The sequence below is a fragment of the Paenibacillus taichungensis genome, assembly GCF_047302525.1.
Lineage (GTDB): Bacteria > Bacillota > Bacilli > Paenibacillales > Paenibacillaceae > Paenibacillus > Paenibacillus taichungensis_B.
In genome coordinates this window covers 1,553,564-1,574,700 of sequence record NZ_CP168020.1, presented here as the reverse complement: position 1 = coordinate 1,574,700, position 21,137 = coordinate 1,553,564, and the positions used below count along the sequence as shown (strand labels likewise).

Genomic DNA, 21,137 nt, shown 5'->3' with positions numbered 1-21,137 from the left:
ATGGGCTTTCTTTCGGTTTTAAGTTGTGCCCATCAATGGATTTCTTCCCGTCTACAGCCTGGAGATTTAGCTATTGATGCAACGGTAGGAACGGGAGCCGACACTCTGTTTCTGGCACAAAAAGTTGGTAAACGTGGTCAAGTCATTGGTTTCGATATTCAGAGCGAGGCACTTACCTTGGCACAAGCCCGTATTCGTAAACAAGAGGACAGCGCCAAATTGGGCTCCATCTCCATGCTTCAATTAAGCCATGATCGAATGGCTGAGGCCGTCCCTGAAACATGGCAGGGTAATGTCGGTGCTGTAATGTTCAACCTGGGGTACCTGCCTTCAGAAGGTGCGGACTCCACCATAATTACGGAAACAGACAGTACTATTGCTGCTCTCCAGGCTGCACTGGCATTGCTCAAGCCGCGCGGCATTATTACCGTTGTGCTGTATCCAGGTCATGATGGAGGATCACAGGAAGCGGATGCGGTATTGGAGTGGTCCTCTGCTCTGCCTGTTGAGCAGGCACAAGTGGTGATTTATCGCCAATTGCAGCGTGATGCCTCCCCTTTTCTGATTGGCATTGAGAAAAAATAATTTCCTTTAATCCACAAATGCAATAAACTAGACACAATCGCAACAAAGCACTCTTTGGGTGCAATTTATGCATTTTGTGTTCTACATAAAGATGTGCAACCGTATTCACTGTTACATTCATGCCGCATACGCGGTCATGATTGATTAAAGCGATCCACCATTTCATATACTAGAGGAGAGATTAGGAATGCCTACGCCATATCCATTGCAATTTCAACCAGAGTTCAAAGAACGTGTATGGGGAGGTCGCGCGCTGGAGCAATTCGGCCTGACGCCACCTGAAGGACATATAGGAGAAGGCTGGATGATTGCGGATCATCCCAATGGTACAACTAAGGTATTAAATGGAGTTCTTGCTGGAAAAGGCCTGGACGAAGTTCGTGAGCAGCTGGGCACAGCATGGCTTGGAACCAAAGGAGTTTCGGAAAAGGGCGGACGATTCCCCCTTCTGATCAAACTGCTTGATTGTAACGATGATCTGTCCGTACAAGTTCATCCAACAGATGATTACGAAGCGCTCCCTCCTGGCGAGCTTGGCAAAACGGAAATGTGGTACGTGCTGGATGCCAAACCAGGAGCTCATATCATCTACGGCTTGAATGAAGGCGTTGATCGTGAAGTACTGAAGGAAGCGCTGGAGAATGGTACGGTCATGGATACCCTTCGTCAAGTACCTGTAGAGGCTGGAGATACGTTCTTTATCCCTGCGGGGACGGTACACGCTCTATGTGCAGGTGTCGTTGTTGCTGAGATCCAGCAAAACTCGGATACAACATACCGGATTTACGATTATAATCGTCCAGGCCTGGATGGCAAACCACGTGAGCTGCATGTTGAAGATTCATTGAATGTAACGGCTTATGAGGGTGCTGGCGCCACGACGATGAAAACAAACAACGCGACTCCGGGTGAGTGGCTGAAGCTTGCGGAATGCCCTTATTTTGTAGTGGAAAAAGGGGTTGTTACAGAACGTTGGGAGCTCTCTACAAGTACTGAAAGCTTCACTATTCTTGTGGTCTGTGAAGGTAGCGGAACGCTGGAGTGGGATAACGCGGAATCGGATAAAATTGAATTGAAAGCTGGACAATGTTACTTACTGCCTGCCAACCTGGGCTCCTATACGCTGGATGGTAACACTACTGTTCTTCGTTCTTATTTGCCTTAATCGAGTAATCAAATATCTATTCAAGGTGCTTTCCCTGAATTGAACTGGCTTTAATGTGACCTGTGAAGGAGGATTTACACGAGATGCAGGAATCTACCTTTAGCCTGGTTGGCGATGAAGGTACCCGTATTCATGTGTACCGCTGGCTTCCCGATCCGGAGTGCAACATCAAAGGTGTGGTCCAGATTGCACATGGCATGAGCGAGACTGCTGCCCGATATGCTGAATTTGCCCAACATCTCACCACGCACGGCTACGCGGTCTATGCGAATGATCATCGTGGTCATGGGAAAACGGTAGAAAACTCGAATTTGTTGGGTAATGCCGGCGACGATGCTTTCCGCTGGATGGCGAGTGACATGATGAATCTGGGCGAATCTGCCGCCAAAGAAAACCCTGATGTGCCCCTCTTTCTGATGGGGCATAGCATGGGGTCGTTTTTGGTACAGCATCTAATGTATGCTGGCCACGAGCGTTACCATGCATTTATTTTGTCCGGTACCAATGGCAAACGTGGTCTTCTTCGGATTGGAGAGAAACTGGCTTTCTTGCAGTGTGGCATTCAGGGGACTGGTCATCCAAGTATGCTGCTCAATGCGCTCGTATTTGGCGGATTCAATCGTTCTTTCCGTCCGGCAACAACGCCGTTTGATTGGCTGTCTCGGGACCCCGAGGAGGTCAAGCGGTTTATGGATGACCCTTTGTGTGGAGCCGTCTGCTCCGCAGGTTTTTTCCGTGACTTTTTCAAACTGCTGTTGGACATTCACTTGCCACGCAACATGAAACGTATTCCCAAGGATAAGTCTGTATATCTGTTCTCGGGTGAACAAGATCCAGTGGGACTTCATGGCAAAGGAGTGCTTAACCTGGTCTCCCAATATCGGGAGCTTCAGCTTGAGGATATTGAATACCGCCTCTATCCGGGGGGACGCCACGAAATGCTGCATGAGACGAATCGGACTGAGGTTGCAGGGCATGTCATGGAGTGGCTGGAGAGGCATACGCCCGACTGCAGTGCCCATCATTCCACAGTACATGTAGAAACCTCCGATTCCGTATAATGCGATACAAATTACTTATACAATGACGAAAGCCCCTGAACGGGTGCACAGCATACACTGTGCTCCGCGTTCAGGGGCTTTACTTTTTTTATTTATAAGATGGCAATTTAATGTTAAGCGTTATGGATTACCCTTCGATCAGCAAAGACTCTGGATCTTCAAGCAATTCTTTCACCGTCACGAGGAAACGTACGGCTTCGCTACCATCAATGATACGGTGATCGTAAGACAGGGCGATATACATCATCGGACGGTTCTCCATCCGCTCTGCATCAATCGCTACTGGACGAAGCTGGATTTTGTGCATACCCAGAATACCTACTTGAGGTGTATTCAAAATTGGTGTGGACAACAGGGAGCCAAACGTTCCGCCATTGGTAATGGTGAAGGTTCCTCCTTGCAGATCAGACAATGCCAGCGTGTTGGAACGCGCTTTGGACGCCAGGTCAGCAATGCTTTTTTCGATCTCAGCAAAGCCAAGACGATCTGCATCACGTACAACCGGTACGACAAGGCCTTCTTTGGCAGATACCGCAATACCGATATCATAGTACTTTTTGAGTACAACATCTTCGCCATCAATTTCCGCGTTAATGGTTGGGAACTTTTTCAGTGCGCCTACAACTGCTTTGGTGAAGAAGGACATGAACCCGAGATTGATTTCATGTTTCTCTTTGAACTTGTCCTTACGACGTTTACGAACATCCATGATTGCCGTCATATCCACTTCGTTAAACGTAGTCAACATCGCCGCTGTCTGCTGCGCTTCTACCAGGCGTTTCGCAATGGTAGCACGACGGCGTGACATACGTTGACGCTCTACTGGTTTGGTATACGTGGAACCACCTGCTGCCGGAGCACTAGGTGCTGCAGCGGGAGCTTTAGCAGGAGACGCTGAAGGAGCGGCACCCTGCGTGCTGTGAGTTTTCACATCATCCTGATAAACCCGGCCAATCGGATCCTTGCTCTGTACCTGATCCAGCTCAATACCACGCTCACGTGCAAGTTTACGAGCAGACGGTGAAGCTGTCTTCGAGCTGCTATCCGAAGACTCCGGTGCTGCAGCAACGGGTGCTGGTGGCGGAGTAGGAGCTTCCGGTGCAGGAGCAGCTGCTTGTTTCTGCTCCGTCGCTGCTGGTTGGGAAGCGGGCGCGCCGCTTCCTCCTCCAGTTCCTGCCGAGAGTGTTCCAATCGTTTCACCAATTTCTACAGTCTCGCCTTCCTGGCGAACAATTTTCTCAAGAACACCGCTCTCTTCAGCACTGATCTCAATATTTACTTTATCTGTTTCCAGTTCCAGAAGAACATCACCCTGATTAACGGTTTCGCCTTCTTTGACCAGCCATCTGGATACAGTTCCTTCCGTTATCGACTCACCCATTGCAGGTACTTTAATTTCACTCACAGCTGTTACCTCCCCAGTGGAATATTATTCTTCGTCGTTTGCTTCAATGCGGATGTAATGATCTGTTGCTGTTCCATGCCATGCACAAGTTGATAACCGCTGGAAGGACTCGCATGTTCCGGGCGACCTTCGTATTTAACGGTTGTTCCTTCTGGCGCGATTTCACGAAGACGAGGCTCCATGTATGTCCAGGCACCCATGTTTTTGTTTTCTTCCTGTACCCACACCAGCTCTTTCAGCTTGCTGAAACGTGCAAGTACACGCTTGATTTCTTCCGCCGGGAACGGATACAGCTGTTCGACACGAATAATGTGAAGCCAAGACCAATCTGCTTTATCTTTCTCAAAAGCATCTTCCAGATCAATGGCGATTTTACCACTGCACAAAACAATGCGCTCTACGCGATCCGGTTTTGTGCCCAATCCTGCTTGCTCAAGCACAGGCTCAAACTTGCCTTCGCTGAACTCTGTTGCAGGTGAAGCGACACGAGGATTACGAATGAGACTTTTCGGCGACATCATAACGAGCGGACGAGCATCTTCCGTTTCAGTCAACGAAGCCTGACGACGCAACAGATGGAAATATTGCGATGCACTTGTCAAATTCGCAACGGTCATATTGTCTTCTGCACAAAGCTGCAGGAAACGTTCCAGACGAGCACTTGTATGCTCAGGTCCCTGACCTTCGTTCGCATGCGGGAGCAGCATGACCAGACTGGATTTTTGTGACCATTTGGCACGGCCGGCAGATACGAATTGGTCAAAAATAACCTGTGCACAGTTGGCAAAGTCTCCGAATTGTGCTTCCCAGATTACAAGCGTATCTGGTGAATAGACGTTATATCCGTATTCGAAACCAACAACGGACTCCTCAGACAACGGACTGTTGTAGATGGCAAAAGATGCTCTTGCCTGTGGCAGATGATGCAGTGGGCAGAATTTCGCACCATTCTCGGAGTCATGCAACACCAAGTTCCGATGGGCAAACGTTGCACGCTCTGCATCCTGTCCACTGATCCGGATTGGTTTGCCATCCGCAAGAATGGTAGCAAACGCAAGCGTCTCTGCAAGACTCCAGTCTACTTTCTCGCCTTCGTTCAGAGATGTGCTTCTGCGCTGCAAAATACGCTGCAACTTCGGATACACATTAAAATTCTCTGGCCATTTCAGCAAATCGGCGTTAATTGTCCGCAGATTTTCCAATGGTACCGCAGTTGGAATAATCGAAACGGCTTCTGGCTCGCTAATTTGACGTTGGTAATATTCATGTACTTCATTGTTCTTCATCTGCTCATATGCTTCTTTTAAGCGGCTCGTCACAGCTTCACGAATGCTGTTGATGGAGGCATCGTCGATAACCGATTCCTCTTTCAGATGATCCTGGTACAAGTGACTAACCGTTGGATGAGCTTTTACTTTGTCATACACAGTCGGCTGTGTTGTTTCTGGATCATCCGTTTCGTTATGACCATAACGACGGTAACCGATCAGGTCAATCAGGAAGTCCTTTTTGAACAGGTTACGGTATTCTGCTGCCATACGAATAGCTGCGATACATGCATCCGGATTGTCAGCATTGACATGCACAATCGGAATTTCATATCCTTTGGCAAGGTCACTCGCATAATACGTTGAGCGTGAATCGCTGCTGTCTGTTGTGAATCCAAGACGGTTGTTCACAATAATATGAATCGTTCCGCCATTTTGGTAACCAGGCAATGCTTTGAAATTGAGCGTTTCTGCTACAATACCTTCCCCAGGGAAAGCCGCATCACCATGCATCAGAATAGTTGCTGCTTTGGTTACATCCTGCTTCGGATATCCCGGATCACGGCGGTCGTCCTGTGCTGCACGTGCAAAACCCTGTACAACTGGGTTTACATATTCCAGGTGACTTGGGTTATTTGCGAGCGTAAGACGCGCTTGTACTGTTTCGCCGTCTTTTACATAACGGTTTGCACCCAGATGATATTTGACATCCCCCGTCCAACCGTAATTGATTCCTGTTGACCCTTCGGAAGGAACCAAATCCTTGTTCGGAGAATGATGGAATTCAGAGAAAATTTTGCTATACGGCTTGCCCAGTACATGAGCAAGTACGTTCAAACGACCACGGTGAGCCATCCCCATCAAAATATGGCTGGAACCTGCGTGTGCCATAATTCGGACTGCTTCATCCAGCATAGGGACAAGCACATCGTTACCTTCAATGGAAAAACGTTTTTGCCCAACAAATGTTTTGTGGAGGAAATCTTCAAATTGCTCCACTTCAACCAAACGTTCCAGCAAAGCTTTACGCTCCTCTGGATTAAGCGGTGCCGGCGAAGTACGAGATTCTGCACGGCGGTTCAGCCATTCCCGCTCATGAACTTCATGCACATGGCTGAATTCATAAGCGATAGGACCAGTATATATTTGCCGCAGGCGCTGGATGGCATCCAATCCTGTTACCGTCTGTCCATCTGCACCTTCCCAGATCAGGGAAGCTGGCAGAGCTTTCAAATCTTCTTCGTTCAATTCAAAATGCTTCGGTTCAAGCAAAGAAGTATCTGAATCTTCACTGATTCCAAGGGGATCAATATCGGCCGCAAGGTGACCATAGGTACGAATATTCATTACCAGTTTCCCTGCTGTAACCGCTTTCTGTAATAGTTGAATATCCACGCTTCCGGAAGCCTTTTGGGCGTTGCCAGAATACGAGGCTTTATGTGCATCCCTGCCAGACATCGGCGGTGCACCCCATTGTTCAAATAATTCACGATAAGCCGGTGTAACTGCACCTGGGTCTTGGGAGTATAATTCATATTGTTCCTGTACGTATCCCATATTCGGGCCATAGTAACTTTCCCAGGGTTTCTTGTTGCCTTCCTCGATCGTCATCGACGTTCCCTCCGTCTTGATTTAGTCATAAGTTTTTGACGGAAATCATTGACTAAGCCGTAATTTGCGTTCGTTCAACATTTTAAGCTAAATTTTTCATGAAGTCCAATAATCGTGCTGTTGGTGGTAGTAACGTTGTTCCGACGCTCCCGTCAAGGTTTGTCTGCGTTTTCAAAATCATAGTAAACTGATGATTGTATATACCGTCGCACAGATGTCGAATACTGTCCTGATCCGTTCGAGGGTTACACCTTCCTCAACTTTTTCAAGTGAAGTCCGTGTTCTAATATCTATTCTATAAACTTTTACGCTCAGGAGCATTTCCTATTTTTAGTTCAATTGATGCATAAATTAGATGAATCGAATAATTGGAACATTTCCGACCCACAAATGTGCTCTGATTGTATGGCGTTTTGTTATTAATCGCTTATCCTACGATGGTTTCTGCACATTTTCAGGTTTCGCCCGATTTGCAGCCTCCTTATTTAGAATTGTGGTCCATAATGTCCAAAAACAAACCGTCAAGATAAATATTAACCATTTGGCTTGGTATTCAACAAGAAAATGGGTATTTCTTGCAATTCAATGTTATAAATCAAAAGCCGCCTGTAATGCGTAAAAGCATCCGGGCAGCTTCTTTTAGACTTAGTTTATTTAAACTGACAGACTTTTTATTTTTTTAATGTGGTACCTGAGACTGAAAATCGCTCCGGCTGGACTGATCTGCATGGTAAAAGACCACATCGCCATCCTTTAAGGGCCAAGTTCTACCTTGACTGTCTACTGGACTGTTGTTAAAACCTTCCATCTTCCACTGATTCATCAGTGGAGCATAAATGTATTGCAGGTGTGGAGCTTCTGTATTCCCATCTCGAAGTGTCTCGATATTAAAGTTGACAACGATATATCCGTCCTTCAGAAATACAGAAGCCTTTTCATCCAGTTGATTTTGTCTGGCAAGCGATTCGAGATTGGTTCCCTTCGGCACGGCGTATACATCTGCAGGCAGGCTGTATTCTCCGTACCAACGCTGGATCGCCGCATTCGCTCGGTCCACACTAACACCCGAAGGAATGTCTGTCTTGGGTCCAATCAGTGTACGAATGGAAGCGGGTAGGATCATCCAGTCATAGTGGCCTACCCACGTTTTCTGGTGAGAGGTTTGATCTACAAGCGTAACCATATAATCGGCGAGCGATCTCTGGTTACGTTCATCGGCTGTCAGTTCATACGTATACTGATAACGCGCTGTATCCCCCAATTCCGTACCGGGTACATTACGCAATCTCGAGTTCAGGACAACAAACCGTTTCTCCAAATCCTGCGCCGATCCTATCCTGATAAGTCGCTCTTGACCGCGGTGGTAGTAAAGATCGACTTCTTGTCTGGAAGAGCCGTCTTTGCTCACAAAGTAGAATGTTGGAGTAATTCGAACACCATCCTGTTTGCCAAACATATTGCCTTTTGTTTTCAGGTCGAACTTGATATGGTAACCCGTTTTCACCGCAATATTACTGAAACCCTGCACAGGATGACTGCCTGGGCGAACAGGTAACACGAATGGTGCCAGATTCCCTCGCGGATCACCATCAATACTGTTAAGTCCTGTCCAGTAGCTCACTCCTGTCGGCTCCGAACTCCCGAGCTGCTTGCGGAACACGTTCTCCCAATTATAATCGGCGATATCCGTAACGTGAAAATCATACAATCGCCCAATAACCTCCACCGGAACCGTATCTGCCGCAACATGATGGGTCAGATTCGTGTTGGCATCCTGCTGTTCGGTGAATGTCGAAGGAGCATTTTCCGCAATATTGCGAAATTCAATTCGGTAATGTCCTTCATCCACCCATACTGGAAGATAGAAAACGGTATCCAGTTGGTTGACCGGAATGTCCACCCAGGTCTTGGCTGGAATGAACTGACTTCTATCGGCGTTATAGACATCAAAAGGGAAACGGATCTGTTTGATGCGAAAATACTTGGCATAGTCCCTATTGCCATAACCCGGGTAACTGGTTACGTCCAGATGCTGCCCTGAGGTCGGGAGGCGTACGATAAATGGTCGTTCCAAAATGAGCGCTGAACTGGTCGAATCAGGCACCGTTTTCTGGTTATGCGGCTGATCATCAGACACCCATGCGTAGTTAACGACAGGCGTGTGCACCGTTACAGAATTGATTCCTTGAATAGAAAACTTCTGATTCTGACCGCCTTTAATGTTGCCAGGAATCAAGCCATATGCGATCTCGCCCGTTGTCGGTTGGTCCGCCTTGTTGACCAGTGTATTCTGAATAGTTAAACGATTCTGGTACAGCACGTTGTCGCCGATCATATCAGGCTGAGGGATTGTCCCAGGTCGCGGAGCAGTCTTATCCATCGAAGCAGGATCCATCACAGTGGTACCGTTAAACACTACCTTGTCATTATTTACAGTGTTCTCTTTGACCTCAGTCTCCGCTTTGGATTGGAATAATGACGTCTCATCAGGTGTAGGCGGCTCGCTGTCACCGCCTGACTTTGTTTCAGTGCCAAGGTCGATTTCCTTGCAAGGTGCAGGTTTCACATGTGCGGTAACGGCATCATCATTAGCCGATTGTAAGGTCGGCGGTGTATATCCGTTTGGAGTCAGCGTTACTGTACCACCGTAGCCACCAAGTGCATAATTGGATATCGTAGCTTGATTTAGCTGGTAGACTTCCAAATTATCAATCTGCCAATAACTATATTGTCGGATGACCTGCATTGGTTTTTCCACAGGAACGTCTAGTTCCTTAGGTTGTGGAGGTGTGCCTGGATCATTCGGTCCTGTCGAGGCTCTGCCCGGAATCGTCCATGTTTTGTGATACTTCTTTTTTACGTTAACCGTATAAGTCACTGTTCCCGTCATGTTCACCCAACGGTGCTGGAACAAGTATCCTTTAGCCATGACATTTGCATAGAGATCTTCAGAAGTCGGGATGCCACGGGTAACATCAAACTTCTCAGATCCCCGATCATCAGCTTTCAGCACGCCCCGGACAGATGGGTCCATGGCAGCCGAATCGATCAACGCTCCTTTATTAGGTGGACTGATGGTCACGGGGCAACCCACAACACCACCACCGTTACCTGGATCAGTTCCCCCATCTCCTCCGTTGCCTGTGCAATCCTTTACATCTAAAACCTGAGTTCCTTCCTCATCCAACTGCTGGGCAGTATCCAAAAATCGCGCAGTGATGGTAGTGCTGCCGACGATACCTTTGATCGTCATTTTCCCATCTGCACCTATGGTCGCTACTGCTGGATTGGAGCTTTGCCAGGTCAATTTGGGATGAGCAGTAAGCTCATGAACAGAAAGGTCTGACTTGGTTAGGATAGCTTTAGCTTGCAGCGGTGTAGCTGTGTCTGCTTTACAGCCGTTTGGCAGGTTCACAATGAGTCCTGGTTCGGACGTTACCGTAATGTCAGCCGTATCCGAGATGAGGTATGTACCGTTGTTCCAGATTGCACGTACAAAAGCAGTACCCGGCTTTTCAGCCTTAACCATTCCTGTTTTCGGTTCAATACTCACAATACTCGGATCGGATGACCACCAGGTGGTCTCAGCCTCGCGCCGACTTACGTCGATGCCTTCACTAAATTGAGTAGCTCCATAGTTTTTCGTTTTAACTTTGGCTACCATCTGTTTGGTTTCTCCAACCGTTAGGGTAGAATCTGGGGTTACGTCAATCTCCTTTTCTTCTTCAAGATCCCCTTCCCAGATGATGTCCATTGGAGTGAAATAGGCTACTTTATGTTTAATACAGCCTGCAGTTGTTTTTCCGCCATTTTCAAATGGGTCGTTCTGAGTCCATTCATGATTTCCACCAGTTAAAGTCCGAATACCGACTATTGTGCTTGGAGGTGTGATAACCGTTCTTCCTACTCCTGTATAAGATTCTTGTTCAGGTTTTGTTTGATACTCTACACTTTTGATTTTCACTTCCTTGAAACTCGAGGCCGACAAATTATTCCCGTTATATTGGGGCCAAGAAACTGCTGGCCAGCGTGAAAAGTCAACACTATCCGGCACCTCTTTTAAAGCGGGATAGGGAGTAGCACAACCCCCATCATTGTTGGAATATGTGGGACCTCCACTGTGGTCTGCTCTAAATCTTCCATCATCAATTTGATACCAGTAAACGCCGGGGGTACCGATTGTTTTTTCAGCTTGAATAGATTTTAGAATAGGACTTTTCATTGACTTTGGACCGTATGGATCGCTTACAGCATAAATAGAATTATTCATCGACAACCCCGCCAAGCCAAAACTTATGACGAAGAATACAACCAATGTTTTAGACCAATTGAATACGGGCAACCGCATTCGTTTTTTCATAGAAGTACAATCACCTCACTAATAGTACATATTTTGTATTTTCATTTCTCCTATATTCTCCGAAGTGATATGATATGTCCCATTCTTGAAATCTAAAGAAGATCTAGTCCAGAACCTAACTTTTTTGCCCTTAGTAATGAGTTCTTTAGGACTGTTAGGAATGGTAGTGAATCCGTTCTTCTTTGCATAATCTAAATCTAATCTTCTAAACTTCAGTAATCCATTATTCAGACCACTACTATAGGTTATTAAATCTGTGTTATCTGTGTTTGATGTAAAAGATAGGTCTGTAAATGTTAAATAGTAATCACCACTTGAAATTTTGGGTTCCACAAATAGTTTGGTGTATATTCCTTGAGGTTTACCATTTTGAACTTTCACTACTATAAACCTATGAAACGTGAGCACTCCTGAATTGTTAGATAACTTTATATCCCCTTTAGATAGATCACTTACCGTAACAGAATTTTTAGTATAAAAGTAATTACTAATCGTCGTTAAATTCGTTCCCGTCGTGCCAACCTCACGCATTTCATTCAGATCACTGTACTTTCCTGCATCCGTACCCTCGACATCCATATAACGCAGCAAAATGGCAGACACTTCAGCTCGCGTTGTTGGATCAGCAGGCTTTAAGGAACCGTCCTCAAATCCACCGACAATGCCAGTGCCGCGAACAAGTGCAAGATAAGGAATTTGTTCTGCACGAATCGTTCCCCGATTTACTTCAGGGGTAGGTAGCAGTGTATTTTTGCTATCGTCAAAAGCATCCTGGAAACTGGTTCCCGACTTGATCAGTCCGTTGGCAATCCATTTCATCATCTCGTAGCGTGTCAGCTCGGCATTGGGGTTGAATCCTTTCGGATAATCACTTGCATGAATGAAGCCTTGGCCGACCAACTGTGTCACAGCTGATTCAGACCAGTGTCCCTTGAGATCAGCAAAAGGATTCTCGCCTTGTACCTTTTCCAAGCTGGTTGCACGGCTGAGAAGTGTAGCATACTCACCACGGGTGATTTTGGCATTGGGGCGGAATGTACCATCCTGATAACCGGAAATCAGATTTTTATCATAGGCTTTAACAATTGTAGCTTGCGCCCAGTGCCCTTTGATATCTTTGAACTTCGTAAGTGCAGAAGCCATTGTGCCCGCTCCATTCGTGCTTGTAGCAGCATCCACAGTAGACACCAGACCCACGGTTCCAGTAGTCAGCAGCGTTCCTGCCATCAAAGCCGTCGTCAACAAACTTACTATCAACACATTCCTTTTTGATTTCCTAACGTTTGATCTCATCTGCTTCTTCAAATCTACTCACTCTCCTATGTACCTTAGTATGGGGCAAACTTCTGCTTCTTCAGCAATCGTACTACTCTTCAAGCCAAAACCTAAATTTGTAATAATCATCAATATTCTACCATGCAAATCTAGGCTATTGGTATTATTTTTCAGCGATCCCCATCACCACAAGGCATGCAGCACCCCCTTCCAAAGACCCAATTCACCTCTAAAAACACAAAAAAAGGCCACGAATCCGCAGATTCACAGCCTTATGCTTTAAGGTGTCAGTCCTATTCAATTAAAAAAATTTGTAATCTATCCATCTCAGAATAAACGATTCTGTTCCATTTGACCAGTCCTAAAATTCAAATCAAATAGGTTTGTTAATCATATACTCTGCAAATGGCGTCAACGATAACGCTCCGACCTCTTCCATAGTAAACCATTGTGCGCCCAGTGAATCTTCGCCATCCGGTTCCCTTTTGATCTCATAAGGCCGACTTTCGCTTGTCAAATATACATCGTATAGAATTCCAATATGGTGCAGCTCTTCCGGCTCGCCTTCGTAAACCCACTCCAATACGTTCGACTCCGCAGAACGAATTACCAATTGTAGATTGGAAAGGCCCGTCTCCTCTTCAATCTCACGGTGTAGGGCTGCCCCCGGTTGCTCACCAAACTCCAACCTTCCTCCAGGCAAATCCCATTCCCCTATATAGGCTCCTCTTGCCTTATGAACTAACAGGAATTTTCGCTCCCAGCTGACTAAACCGTATACTCCCATGTGTGTGTACCGATCCACTTAAAGGTTCTTCCTCTCGTCTGAAAGATGCCTAGCTTGCTCTTCCAATCTACGAATACGCTTATTCATCTGATAGAACGACGGAGTAAAAATCACCCCAATAATAACAATGACCCAGACACTCAAATCATCAGCCCCTATCTTAAGAATCTCCCGACTCTAGCGATAACCGTACAATCAGTTCTTCACCCTCAATCAACAATGCGGTTAGTCCTTTGTTCGAGCCAGATTGGTGATTCTCTCCGTTAGTCCAATACGCGGCTTCTCCCGATCGTACAGCTACCCGTTCGCCTGTCTCACCTTCCACCCAACCTTCCCCTTCAAGCACCAGAAACACCTGCTCACCCACTGCTGGATGCAAACCTACACTTCCTCCTGCAGACAGTTTCAGTTGTGCTACGTGGCAGGCTGTTGTGCTTCGGAGTATCGGCGTAATCTCTGCTCCCTCACTTCCATAAGCGGTAATGCTGCGACGATCCTCTGATTTGAGGCGATATATCTTCACTTCTTGTTCTCCTCTGCCACGGTATCCAGATCCAGAGCCAAACGAATCATATCGACGCAGCGAATACCATCTTCTATAATCTCTTCTTCATAATGTTTCACAAAAAAATCCCGATCGACCCCTATAATGCGAAAACCGCAGCGTTGATACAGCTTCAACTGATGAAAACTTGAGTTGCCTGTCCCAATTTCTATCGTTCGACCACCGAGCCTGCGTGCTGCTTCTATCGCTTCCTTGATCATGTGTTTGCCAACGCCCTGTCCCTGTAACTCTTCCTGTACGGCAATATTAACAATCTCTACCGTCTCTGGACGCGTCTTAAGCAAAACAAACTCTCCTACCATTTCTCCTTCATATTCAGCGATAAAACAAACACCGCGACTCAAATATTCGTCAACTATGGCTTTGGACGGATCAGCCATCAATAAAAGCTCATAAGGTTTTTCTTCTTCCCAGTCCAAAATCCGGAACGACAATTTCACACCAATCTCCACCTTTTCCTCGTACATATTCATTTACGTCCCGTTTGCAGAAGCCTATGTATGGCTAGATCACCAAATATATAACAACCTTCCGTATATAAATGTTTTGGTCTGAATTCATATTTTTCTCTTTTTATAACCTCGGGTTACTGCGGAACGATTTTTATACTTTATTTCAACCATCTAGTTCACCAAATCTATTAGCTATTCACCGCTCCAGCCTGATTTTGATAATGACGAATCACCATGCCAGATGCTTTTTGCATGCCCTGTTTCTCATAGAACTCCTGGAGTTCGTTATCGCACAAAAGATCAATCATATAGAGATCACCCAGACGATTAAACATACGCTTGATGAGATCTGTTCCGATCCCTTTACCCTGATACTCCGGGAGCACTTCCAATAAGGGAATATATGCACTAAGAACTCCATCTGAAATCGCTTGAATAAAGCCCACCACATTTCCGTTTTCTTCATCAACAGCCAGTTCAACAGCATAGGATTGTTCCAGCAACTTCAGAAATGTAGGTTTAGATGGAGGGTTTGGCCAACCTTCGAAAAAATCCCCGCTAAGTTGGTCGATACCTATTCCCTCAAGCGATTCACGAAATGTAATATCCATAATAGCAAGTCCTCTCCTTTTAAAAAGTAAACTTCATTATATCATAATATCTGGATATAAATATATAGAATTGGCTGATAAAATATGAGACATGCTTCAGATAGAAGCCTCATTTATTAGCTTTATTCAAGTAATCTGTTATAAAAGCAAAAGTTCTATTCTACACGTTACTCACCCGTGCTTAAATGCTCGTGGATTAATTTCCATTCTCCGTTGATGCCTGCAACAAAAACATTGGTAGCCCGACCTTTTCCAGCAGCCGGTTCCCCTTGATACATTCCTTTCCAGTGGTAGGTGTAAATACAGACCGCCTGCTCTTCGCCAGTCGTAATCCACGTGACATCTTCTGCACGATACACCTCATCCTTGACTGTCTCCCAAGCGTTTTCAAAATAAGCCCGAATTTCATTAAGCGTAGTACAAGACGTTCCCGTAAACCAATATATGGCATCCGGTGATAACCATTTGCTTACCTCATCAAACTCATGTGTATTGGTCGCTGCAATGTATCCTTCCAGTGCATGCTGGTATCCCATGGTTTCTTCCTCCTGAGCGTTTTGAATTATTTGACTTCACTTTGTTCAAGAACCGAATCGCTATACACCATAAACGTCTCTTTCAGGGTACGTCCGGTTGATTTCTCCCAGATCACACTCCGCTCAAACGTACCTGCTTGAAAAAATCTCGGGAAACGTTCCGCAAACCAATCCTGCATGGGCAGCTCAAGCGCCTGTCCTAGAGACACCCACAACAGTTCGCCTTCCGGCGGCTCGTTCAATAGCTCTCCCTCATAAGAAGTAGCCACGTAGTTGAATACCATATATCGCAATCCTTGCTCCGGATCACAAAATTCATCAAGACCTTTGTATGTAATCTCTTTCACCACAAGTCCTGTTTCCTCTTTAACTTCTCGCACGGCACCATCCACAATACTTTCTGGAAAATCAACTTTCCCTCCAGGAGCAATGTATCCCGGAAATCCTTTTTGGTTCGGTCGATTCATTAATAGCACCTGATCATTCCGTTTGTCCCATACCATACACATCGTTAAAATCTCAGTTCTAGTGTCCATGTTTATCCTCCCAGTTGCCTTATACAAAACCTAATCCCTTGCAATTCACATATTCACTACGAAGATAGAAGAACCTTCCAATCCTTGATTCCCAGGTATTTTTCTGTCCTCTCCGCTCTTGTGTAAATGTTGAATTAAGCTTATATACTTCGTTGTACTCTAACACTTCTGGTACATAGATAGATTCTCCTGCTTCAATCTCTATTCAGAATCCCTCTTCACTTTCCTGATTATCTGCAAATTCAATTTCGATATAAACGCATACGAAAGACGGACACCGGAAATTTCGGAGGCCCGCCTCTTTATGATGTATGCAATACTTTGCTTTTGAACTGAGTATCGAAAAGGCGATACTCAGCTCATGCCTGTAATTAACACCCGGCGCTCTTTCCACTCGGCACGGCGATAAGCCTGCAGCAGACCAAATTTGCGAATACTTGCTTTCGGCACCGATTTGTAAGGCATAACGACTGTAAAGTCCTCATCAAACGGCACAAAAGACAATCCTACTTTCTCATTGGAAAGCCACTCGGCCTGAATGGGCTGCCTTGAACAGGCATCGAAAGTAGAGCCCAGTCCATCAGCAAAAAAATCATAACGTGCAGCAGGTGTTCCGGGTTCCTCCATACAGAGAAAAAGGCTGAGCTGATCACAAAAAAGCATAATTTCCACATCATGTTTCAGCCTAAGCTTCAACGCTTCACCACCACCAATCTGCTGTTCCATACGTAACTGATGCTCCCGTTCATCGTTTAGATACTCCCTGATATCTTCATCATCATTGGCGTTAGCACCCAGATTGTTTTGAAACAAATCTGTATACATCATGCTGCACAACAACCCGGCATACAGGTTTTTCTCCCGAACCTCTTCAATACCTTTACGGTAAAATACAAATCGTGGACGTAGCGGAAAATCACGAAACGAATACGGTATCTGACTATAATCATTCCAGAATGGAGCAGAATCCAACTCAATCCACCCCCGATCATGCTCTTTTGCGGCAAGAATCAGATCTTCTCGATGTGCTTCATCAGTTAACAATTCCCTTTTCCAATGGGAAGCCATTTCTCCGGCTACTAGTCCATGCTCATGCTGTGCGGTCAAAACAAAATCATGCTCTCTCTCATATACGATCATTTGCTGTCACCCTCCCGCATGGTATACGTTGACTTTAACATAATTTGGTTTACAATTTCCTATAAGTTGCTTTTCATTCAACTTTCAGGGAATATACTAAGGAGCATCAATGTAAAGGTGTTGTCAGTTCCCTGAAATTTGGTACACTAATGATTGTGCCAACATAACATTACATACAGAAAGCGGGATCTCATGAATTTATACTCTCCTTACACCGAGTTTAACCGCAAGGAATGGGCTGACTTGAAGAAATATCAGACCACTCTTCCACTAACGAAAGCGGAATTGGAACAGCTAAAGGGATTAAATGAAGAGGTATCCATTCAAGAAGTTGAGGATATTTATCTACCTCTTACCCACTTTATTGACTTATATGCAGGAGCTTCACGAGAGCTGAATCGCTTAACGGCATCTTTTCTAAAAAAAGAAGCACATCACGCTCCCTACATTATCGGTATTGGGGGCAGTGTTGCCGTGGGCAAAAGTACAACTGCCCGCCTGCTCCAGGCTATGCTTGCAAGAGGTAAAGGAAATCCCAAGGTGGATCTGGTCACTACGGATGGTTTCCTGTATCCCAATGCTGTACTGCAAGAGAAAGGCATCATGAACCGGAAGGGATTTCCGGAAAGCTACGATATCAAGTCACTGATTCAGTTCATGGGTGATGTCAAATCAGGCAAACCCGAAGTGATGGCTCCCGTATACTCCCATCTTGCCTACGACGTCATTGCAGGTGAAGAGAATGCCATATGTCAGCCGGATATCCTCATTATTGAAGGAATTAACGTGCTCCAGGTTAAAAAGGAAACTCCACTGTTGGTCAGTGATTTTTTTGACTTCTCCATCTATATCGATGCGGAAGAGGAGCATATCCGTCACTGGTACATTGAGCGTTTCAAGCTGCTACGCAATACAGCGTTTCAGAATGAGAATTCCTTTTTCCACAGTCGTTTTGCCAATCTGGAAGAAGATGAAGCTGTTCTTACGGCAAGTCAGATCTGGAAAGATATCAATGCCAAAAATCTGCACGAAAACATCCTGCCAACTAAAGGACGAGCCAGACTGATTTTGAAAAAAGAAGCGGATCATTCGATTCAGCGCATTCAATTGCGTAAGCTGTAAGCATAATAACGAGCAGAAAAATTCTGCTTAATACTATTAAAAAGGAGACAAGACCACATGCAGACCTTGATTATACTTGGAAGTATCATGATGTTTCTTGCTGTTGCCCTTGGAGCATTCGGTGCACATGCGCTCAAACGCAGATTGTCTGCTGACATGATCAAAATATACGAGACTGGCGTTCAATATCACCTTGTTCACGGAATCGGAATTATCCTGCTCGGACTGCTCGCTGATCGACTGGAGCAGCCTTCTCTTGTGTTGCTGGCTGGATGGCTGCTATTCGCCGGCATCCTATTGTTCTCGGGCAGTCTGTATGTCCTAAGTGTAACTGGCGTTCGAAAACTGGGGGCGATCACACCCCTGGGCGGAGTAGCATTTTTGGTAGGTTGGGTAATGTTATTAGTCGCCGCTTTGTAAAACCAACATCGTAAACTGAAAAGAGTGTTCTAGCCGATCTTAAAAATCGCTGGAGCACTCTCTTTATGTTTAACTTCGCCATATACGGCGAATGCTGTGTGTGACTTTATCCCCCTGCTGTTTTTCCAGGACATATACATCAGGATTAGATAGATTTTTCCACTCTTCGAATCCAAAGGATTCATCATGGCTGCGAATGAGCAGAGATAACAGATTGCCGTGTGTAATCACAGCCCCGCTATGCTCCGGTCGACTCCACAGCTCGCCCAGCACCTCAAGGCCCCGAGCTGTCGCGAAACGAGAAGATTCACCACCTTCTTCCGTCCAGTCTTCGTCCGTGTATGTACGTTCAAGCACATCCATCCAGTTATCCAGATGAAGGGTACTAAGCACCCTTTCTTGAAGACGTTCATCCGTATGTATATGTTGCAGGACGGTTTTGCCCAGTGGAGCTGCGGTTTGAAGTGCCCTTTTCCACGGACTCGACACAAGGTATTGTATAGAGTGCTCCGCCAACATCTCAGCAAGTTCTTCTGCCTGACGAAGTCCTTCATCCGTAAGCTCGGCATCCGGTTCTTGCCCTGTAGCTTTGGCATGACGGATGAGATAAATAGACTGCATCACCCTCACCTCCTGATGATTCAACTTACATTCAATGCTTCTCCAGATATTGGAGTGCAATTCGCATGTTCTCCCGGTCTTCCGAACGGCCAGATGAACTAAGAAAAGTAACCTTATCCTCTGTCCACACGCCCTTTTGGTCTGCCAACCCAAGAAGCTGCTTCAAGCGGTTAACTGTTCCCGTACTACCATCAATAATCTGAATATGATCTGGCAGAACTGTACGAAGAATCGAAGTGTAGAATGGGTAATGCGTGCAGCCAAGTACAACTGTACCGTATAAGTCCAGATCAAGATCAGCCAGTTTGAAGCGGAAATACGCCGCAATCTTCTGTGAATCAAAGTCCAACTGCTCACACCACTCTACAAGTTCAGGTAATGGAATGGAATCGACACTGTGGTGATCATCCACTCGGGATACCAATTCATGATATTTCGTTTGACTCAAGGTCAGGGCTGTAGCAAATACAAGCACTCTTTTGCCAGTTTTTCGATTCATTTCCACTGCCGGTTTCACAGCAGGCTCCATCCCGATAACGGGGATATCATACTTGGCACGTAAATCCTTCACGGTCAGACTGGTCGCTGTATTACAGGCAATCACAATCGCTTGCACATTTTCCTGAACAATAGCCTCCACACAATTGAAGATATGTCCTCTAACCTCATCGGCGGACTTGGTCCCATAAGGAACATGTAACGTATCGGCATAATACAGAAACGCTTCTTCAGGGAATTGATGCAAAGCCTTGTGCAAGACGGTTAAACCACCGATTCCCGAGTCAAAAAATGCAATTTTCTTCTTCAAGGGTTTCACCTCTATAACGTATTCTTTCAGGTTCCTGGAACCTCTCATTCCTGCTCATGGTGACTGGGAGGTGAGTTATGTTATTCCGGATCATCACAGACGTTAACACTTGACGACCTGCGGTGATCGTTTCGGTTACGGATCGTTCTTTCGATCGCTGTTGTCTCCAAATTTTCTTGATATATTTTATAAATGTGCAAATTCGGAGACAAAGGCGAACGCTACCGCTTCTTCAGAATCGATTCCGTTCCCTCCACTACTTCCGTTGTAAATTATTCACTAATGATGATGAGACATTATTCATTATTCTACCTTCATTTTATACTGTCTGAGCCAGTCTTTGCCACTTTGCCAGCGTTCCACGGGATTACGCTCTCCGAGCAGCTCCGTACTTGCCTGAGCCATAAGCCATTCCTTAAGGCCATTATCTGCACTGGACTCCAGCTGCTGAATCAGGACGTTTAACCCCTCTTCACCCGTATCCCGAATCTGAACATACGCCTCTGTGTTAGCAGCAATATAATCACCGGGATTACTGCTGGTCAGAACCTCAGGTTCGCTCACGATTTGCTGAAGATTGCTTTCAATCTTCCAGCTTACGTCCTGACTTTCCGCCTGATTCGAGCATGCTACCAGCATCCATGCTGTACATAGCATCACCGTGGCGCTTGCAATACGTTTGCGAATCATGGAATCACTCCTGTCCCTGCTCAAACTTATGAACGGCATTCTCAATAAACTCGACAAAGCTATGATCATAATTATACTCATCCCGATAGATACGGATATGCGCTACAATGACATATTGC

The 21,137-nt window shown here is 45.8% G+C and carries 19 protein-coding genes; 5 read left to right on the top strand and 14 right to left on the bottom strand.

The window, feature by feature from the left end:
- The 3 genes from ACDJ58_RS07380 (at position 1) to ACDJ58_RS07370 (ending at position 2,811) form a co-directional block, all read left to right on the top strand.
- A complete protein-coding gene (locus ACDJ58_RS07380; protein WP_413376790.1) occupies positions 1 to 585 on the top strand; it encodes a class I SAM-dependent methyltransferase in 585 nt (194 codons plus the stop codon).
- A gap of 187 nt (positions 586 to 772) precedes the next feature.
- Positions 773 to 1,750: a type I phosphomannose isomerase catalytic subunit gene (locus ACDJ58_RS07375; protein ID WP_413376788.1), complete on the top strand. Its 978-nt coding sequence runs from the start codon at positions 773 to 775 to the stop codon at positions 1,748 to 1,750.
- Positions 1,751 to 1,833: 83 nt separating this feature from the next.
- On the top strand, positions 1,834 to 2,811 hold the full coding sequence (locus ACDJ58_RS07370; protein ID WP_413376786.1) for an alpha/beta fold hydrolase: 978 nt from the start codon (positions 1,834 to 1,836) through the stop codon (positions 2,809 to 2,811).
- A gap of 127 nt (positions 2,812 to 2,938) precedes the next feature.
- On the opposite strand, the gene odhB is transcribed toward ACDJ58_RS07370, so the two are convergent.
- From odhB to ACDJ58_RS07315, 11 genes are all read right to left on the bottom strand, one after another.
- Entirely contained in the window at positions 2,939 to 4,216 is a 1,278-nt protein-coding gene (gene odhB, locus ACDJ58_RS07365) for a 2-oxoglutarate dehydrogenase complex dihydrolipoyllysine-residue succinyltransferase (protein WP_413376784.1), read from the bottom strand.
- Positions 4,217 to 4,221: 5 nt separating this feature from the next.
- Positions 4,222 to 7,095 (bottom strand): 2-oxoglutarate dehydrogenase E1 component, encoded by a 2,874-nt coding sequence (locus ACDJ58_RS07360; RefSeq protein WP_413376782.1) that lies wholly within the window; start codon positions 7,093 to 7,095, stop codon positions 4,222 to 4,224.
- A 679-nt stretch (positions 7,096 to 7,774) separates the two neighbouring features.
- Positions 7,775 to 11,059, bottom strand: coding sequence for a DUF5704 domain-containing protein (locus ACDJ58_RS07355; protein WP_413376780.1), 3,285 nt, complete (start codon positions 11,057 to 11,059; stop codon positions 7,775 to 7,777).
- 414 nt (positions 11,060 to 11,473) lie between these two features.
- Positions 11,474 to 12,760 carry an S-layer homology domain-containing protein gene (locus ACDJ58_RS07350; protein WP_413376778.1) on the bottom strand — a complete coding sequence of 429 codons (1,287 nt, stop codon included), beginning with the start codon at positions 12,758 to 12,760 and terminating at the stop codon, positions 11,474 to 11,476.
- A 343-nt stretch (positions 12,761 to 13,103) separates the two neighbouring features.
- Positions 13,104 to 13,535 (bottom strand): NUDIX domain-containing protein, encoded by a 432-nt coding sequence (locus ACDJ58_RS07345; RefSeq protein WP_413376776.1) that lies wholly within the window; start codon positions 13,533 to 13,535, stop codon positions 13,104 to 13,106.
- Positions 13,536 to 13,677: 142 nt separating this feature from the next.
- Complete coding sequence (locus tag ACDJ58_RS07340) at positions 13,678 to 14,040, bottom strand: cupin domain-containing protein (RefSeq protein ID WP_413376774.1); 363 nt, start codon at positions 14,038 to 14,040, stop codon at positions 13,678 to 13,680.
- Positions 14,037 to 14,555 (bottom strand): GNAT family N-acetyltransferase, encoded by a 519-nt coding sequence (locus ACDJ58_RS07335; protein ID WP_371129116.1) that lies wholly within the window; start codon positions 14,553 to 14,555, stop codon positions 14,037 to 14,039. The genes ACDJ58_RS07340 and ACDJ58_RS07335 overlap by 4 nt, the downstream gene beginning before the upstream one ends.
- A 167-nt stretch (positions 14,556 to 14,722) precedes the next feature.
- Positions 14,723 to 15,145, bottom strand: a complete 423-nt coding sequence (locus ACDJ58_RS07330) for a GNAT family N-acetyltransferase (RefSeq protein ID WP_413376771.1) — start codon at positions 15,143 to 15,145, stop codon at positions 14,723 to 14,725.
- A 167-nt stretch (positions 15,146 to 15,312) separates the two neighbouring features.
- Positions 15,313 to 15,681 carry a YybH family protein gene (locus ACDJ58_RS07325; protein ID WP_413376769.1) on the bottom strand — a complete coding sequence of 123 codons (369 nt, stop codon included), beginning with the start codon at positions 15,679 to 15,681 and terminating at the stop codon, positions 15,313 to 15,315.
- A gap of 26 nt (positions 15,682 to 15,707) precedes the next feature.
- Complete coding sequence (locus ACDJ58_RS07320; protein WP_413376767.1) at positions 15,708 to 16,217, bottom strand: 8-oxo-dGTP diphosphatase; 510 nt, start codon at positions 16,215 to 16,217, stop codon at positions 15,708 to 15,710.
- A gap of 354 nt (positions 16,218 to 16,571) precedes the next feature.
- Entirely contained in the window at positions 16,572 to 17,357 is a 786-nt protein-coding gene (locus ACDJ58_RS07315) for a DUF3891 family protein (protein WP_413376765.1), read from the bottom strand.
- Positions 17,358 to 17,549: 192 nt separating this feature from the next.
- Here ACDJ58_RS07315 and coaA point away from each other — a divergent pair, with 192 nt between their 5' ends.
- Both coaA and ACDJ58_RS07305 read left to right on the top strand, forming a co-directional pair.
- Positions 17,550 to 18,479 carry a type I pantothenate kinase gene (gene coaA, locus ACDJ58_RS07310; RefSeq protein WP_024628283.1) on the top strand — a complete coding sequence of 310 codons (930 nt, stop codon included), beginning with the start codon at positions 17,550 to 17,552 and terminating at the stop codon, positions 18,477 to 18,479.
- Between the two features lie 57 nt (positions 18,480 to 18,536).
- Positions 18,537 to 18,899 (top strand): DUF423 domain-containing protein, encoded by a 363-nt coding sequence (locus tag ACDJ58_RS07305; protein WP_413376762.1) that lies wholly within the window; start codon positions 18,537 to 18,539, stop codon positions 18,897 to 18,899.
- Positions 18,900 to 18,968: 69 nt separating this feature from the next.
- On the opposite strand, the gene ACDJ58_RS07300 is transcribed toward ACDJ58_RS07305, so the two are convergent.
- From ACDJ58_RS07300 to ACDJ58_RS07290, 3 genes are all read right to left on the bottom strand, one after another.
- A complete protein-coding gene (locus ACDJ58_RS07300) occupies positions 18,969 to 19,520 on the bottom strand; it encodes a histidine phosphatase family protein (protein ID WP_413376760.1) in 552 nt (183 codons plus the stop codon).
- Positions 19,521 to 19,551: 31 nt separating this feature from the next.
- Positions 19,552 to 20,376 carry a glutamate racemase gene (gene murI, locus ACDJ58_RS07295; RefSeq protein ID WP_413376758.1) on the bottom strand — a complete coding sequence of 275 codons (825 nt, stop codon included), beginning with the start codon at positions 20,374 to 20,376 and terminating at the stop codon, positions 19,552 to 19,554.
- 255 nt (positions 20,377 to 20,631) lie between these two features.
- Positions 20,632 to 21,018, bottom strand: a complete 387-nt coding sequence (locus ACDJ58_RS07290; protein ID WP_413376756.1) for a hypothetical protein — start codon at positions 21,016 to 21,018, stop codon at positions 20,632 to 20,634.
- Between the last annotated feature and the right edge of the window lie 119 nt (positions 21,019 to 21,137).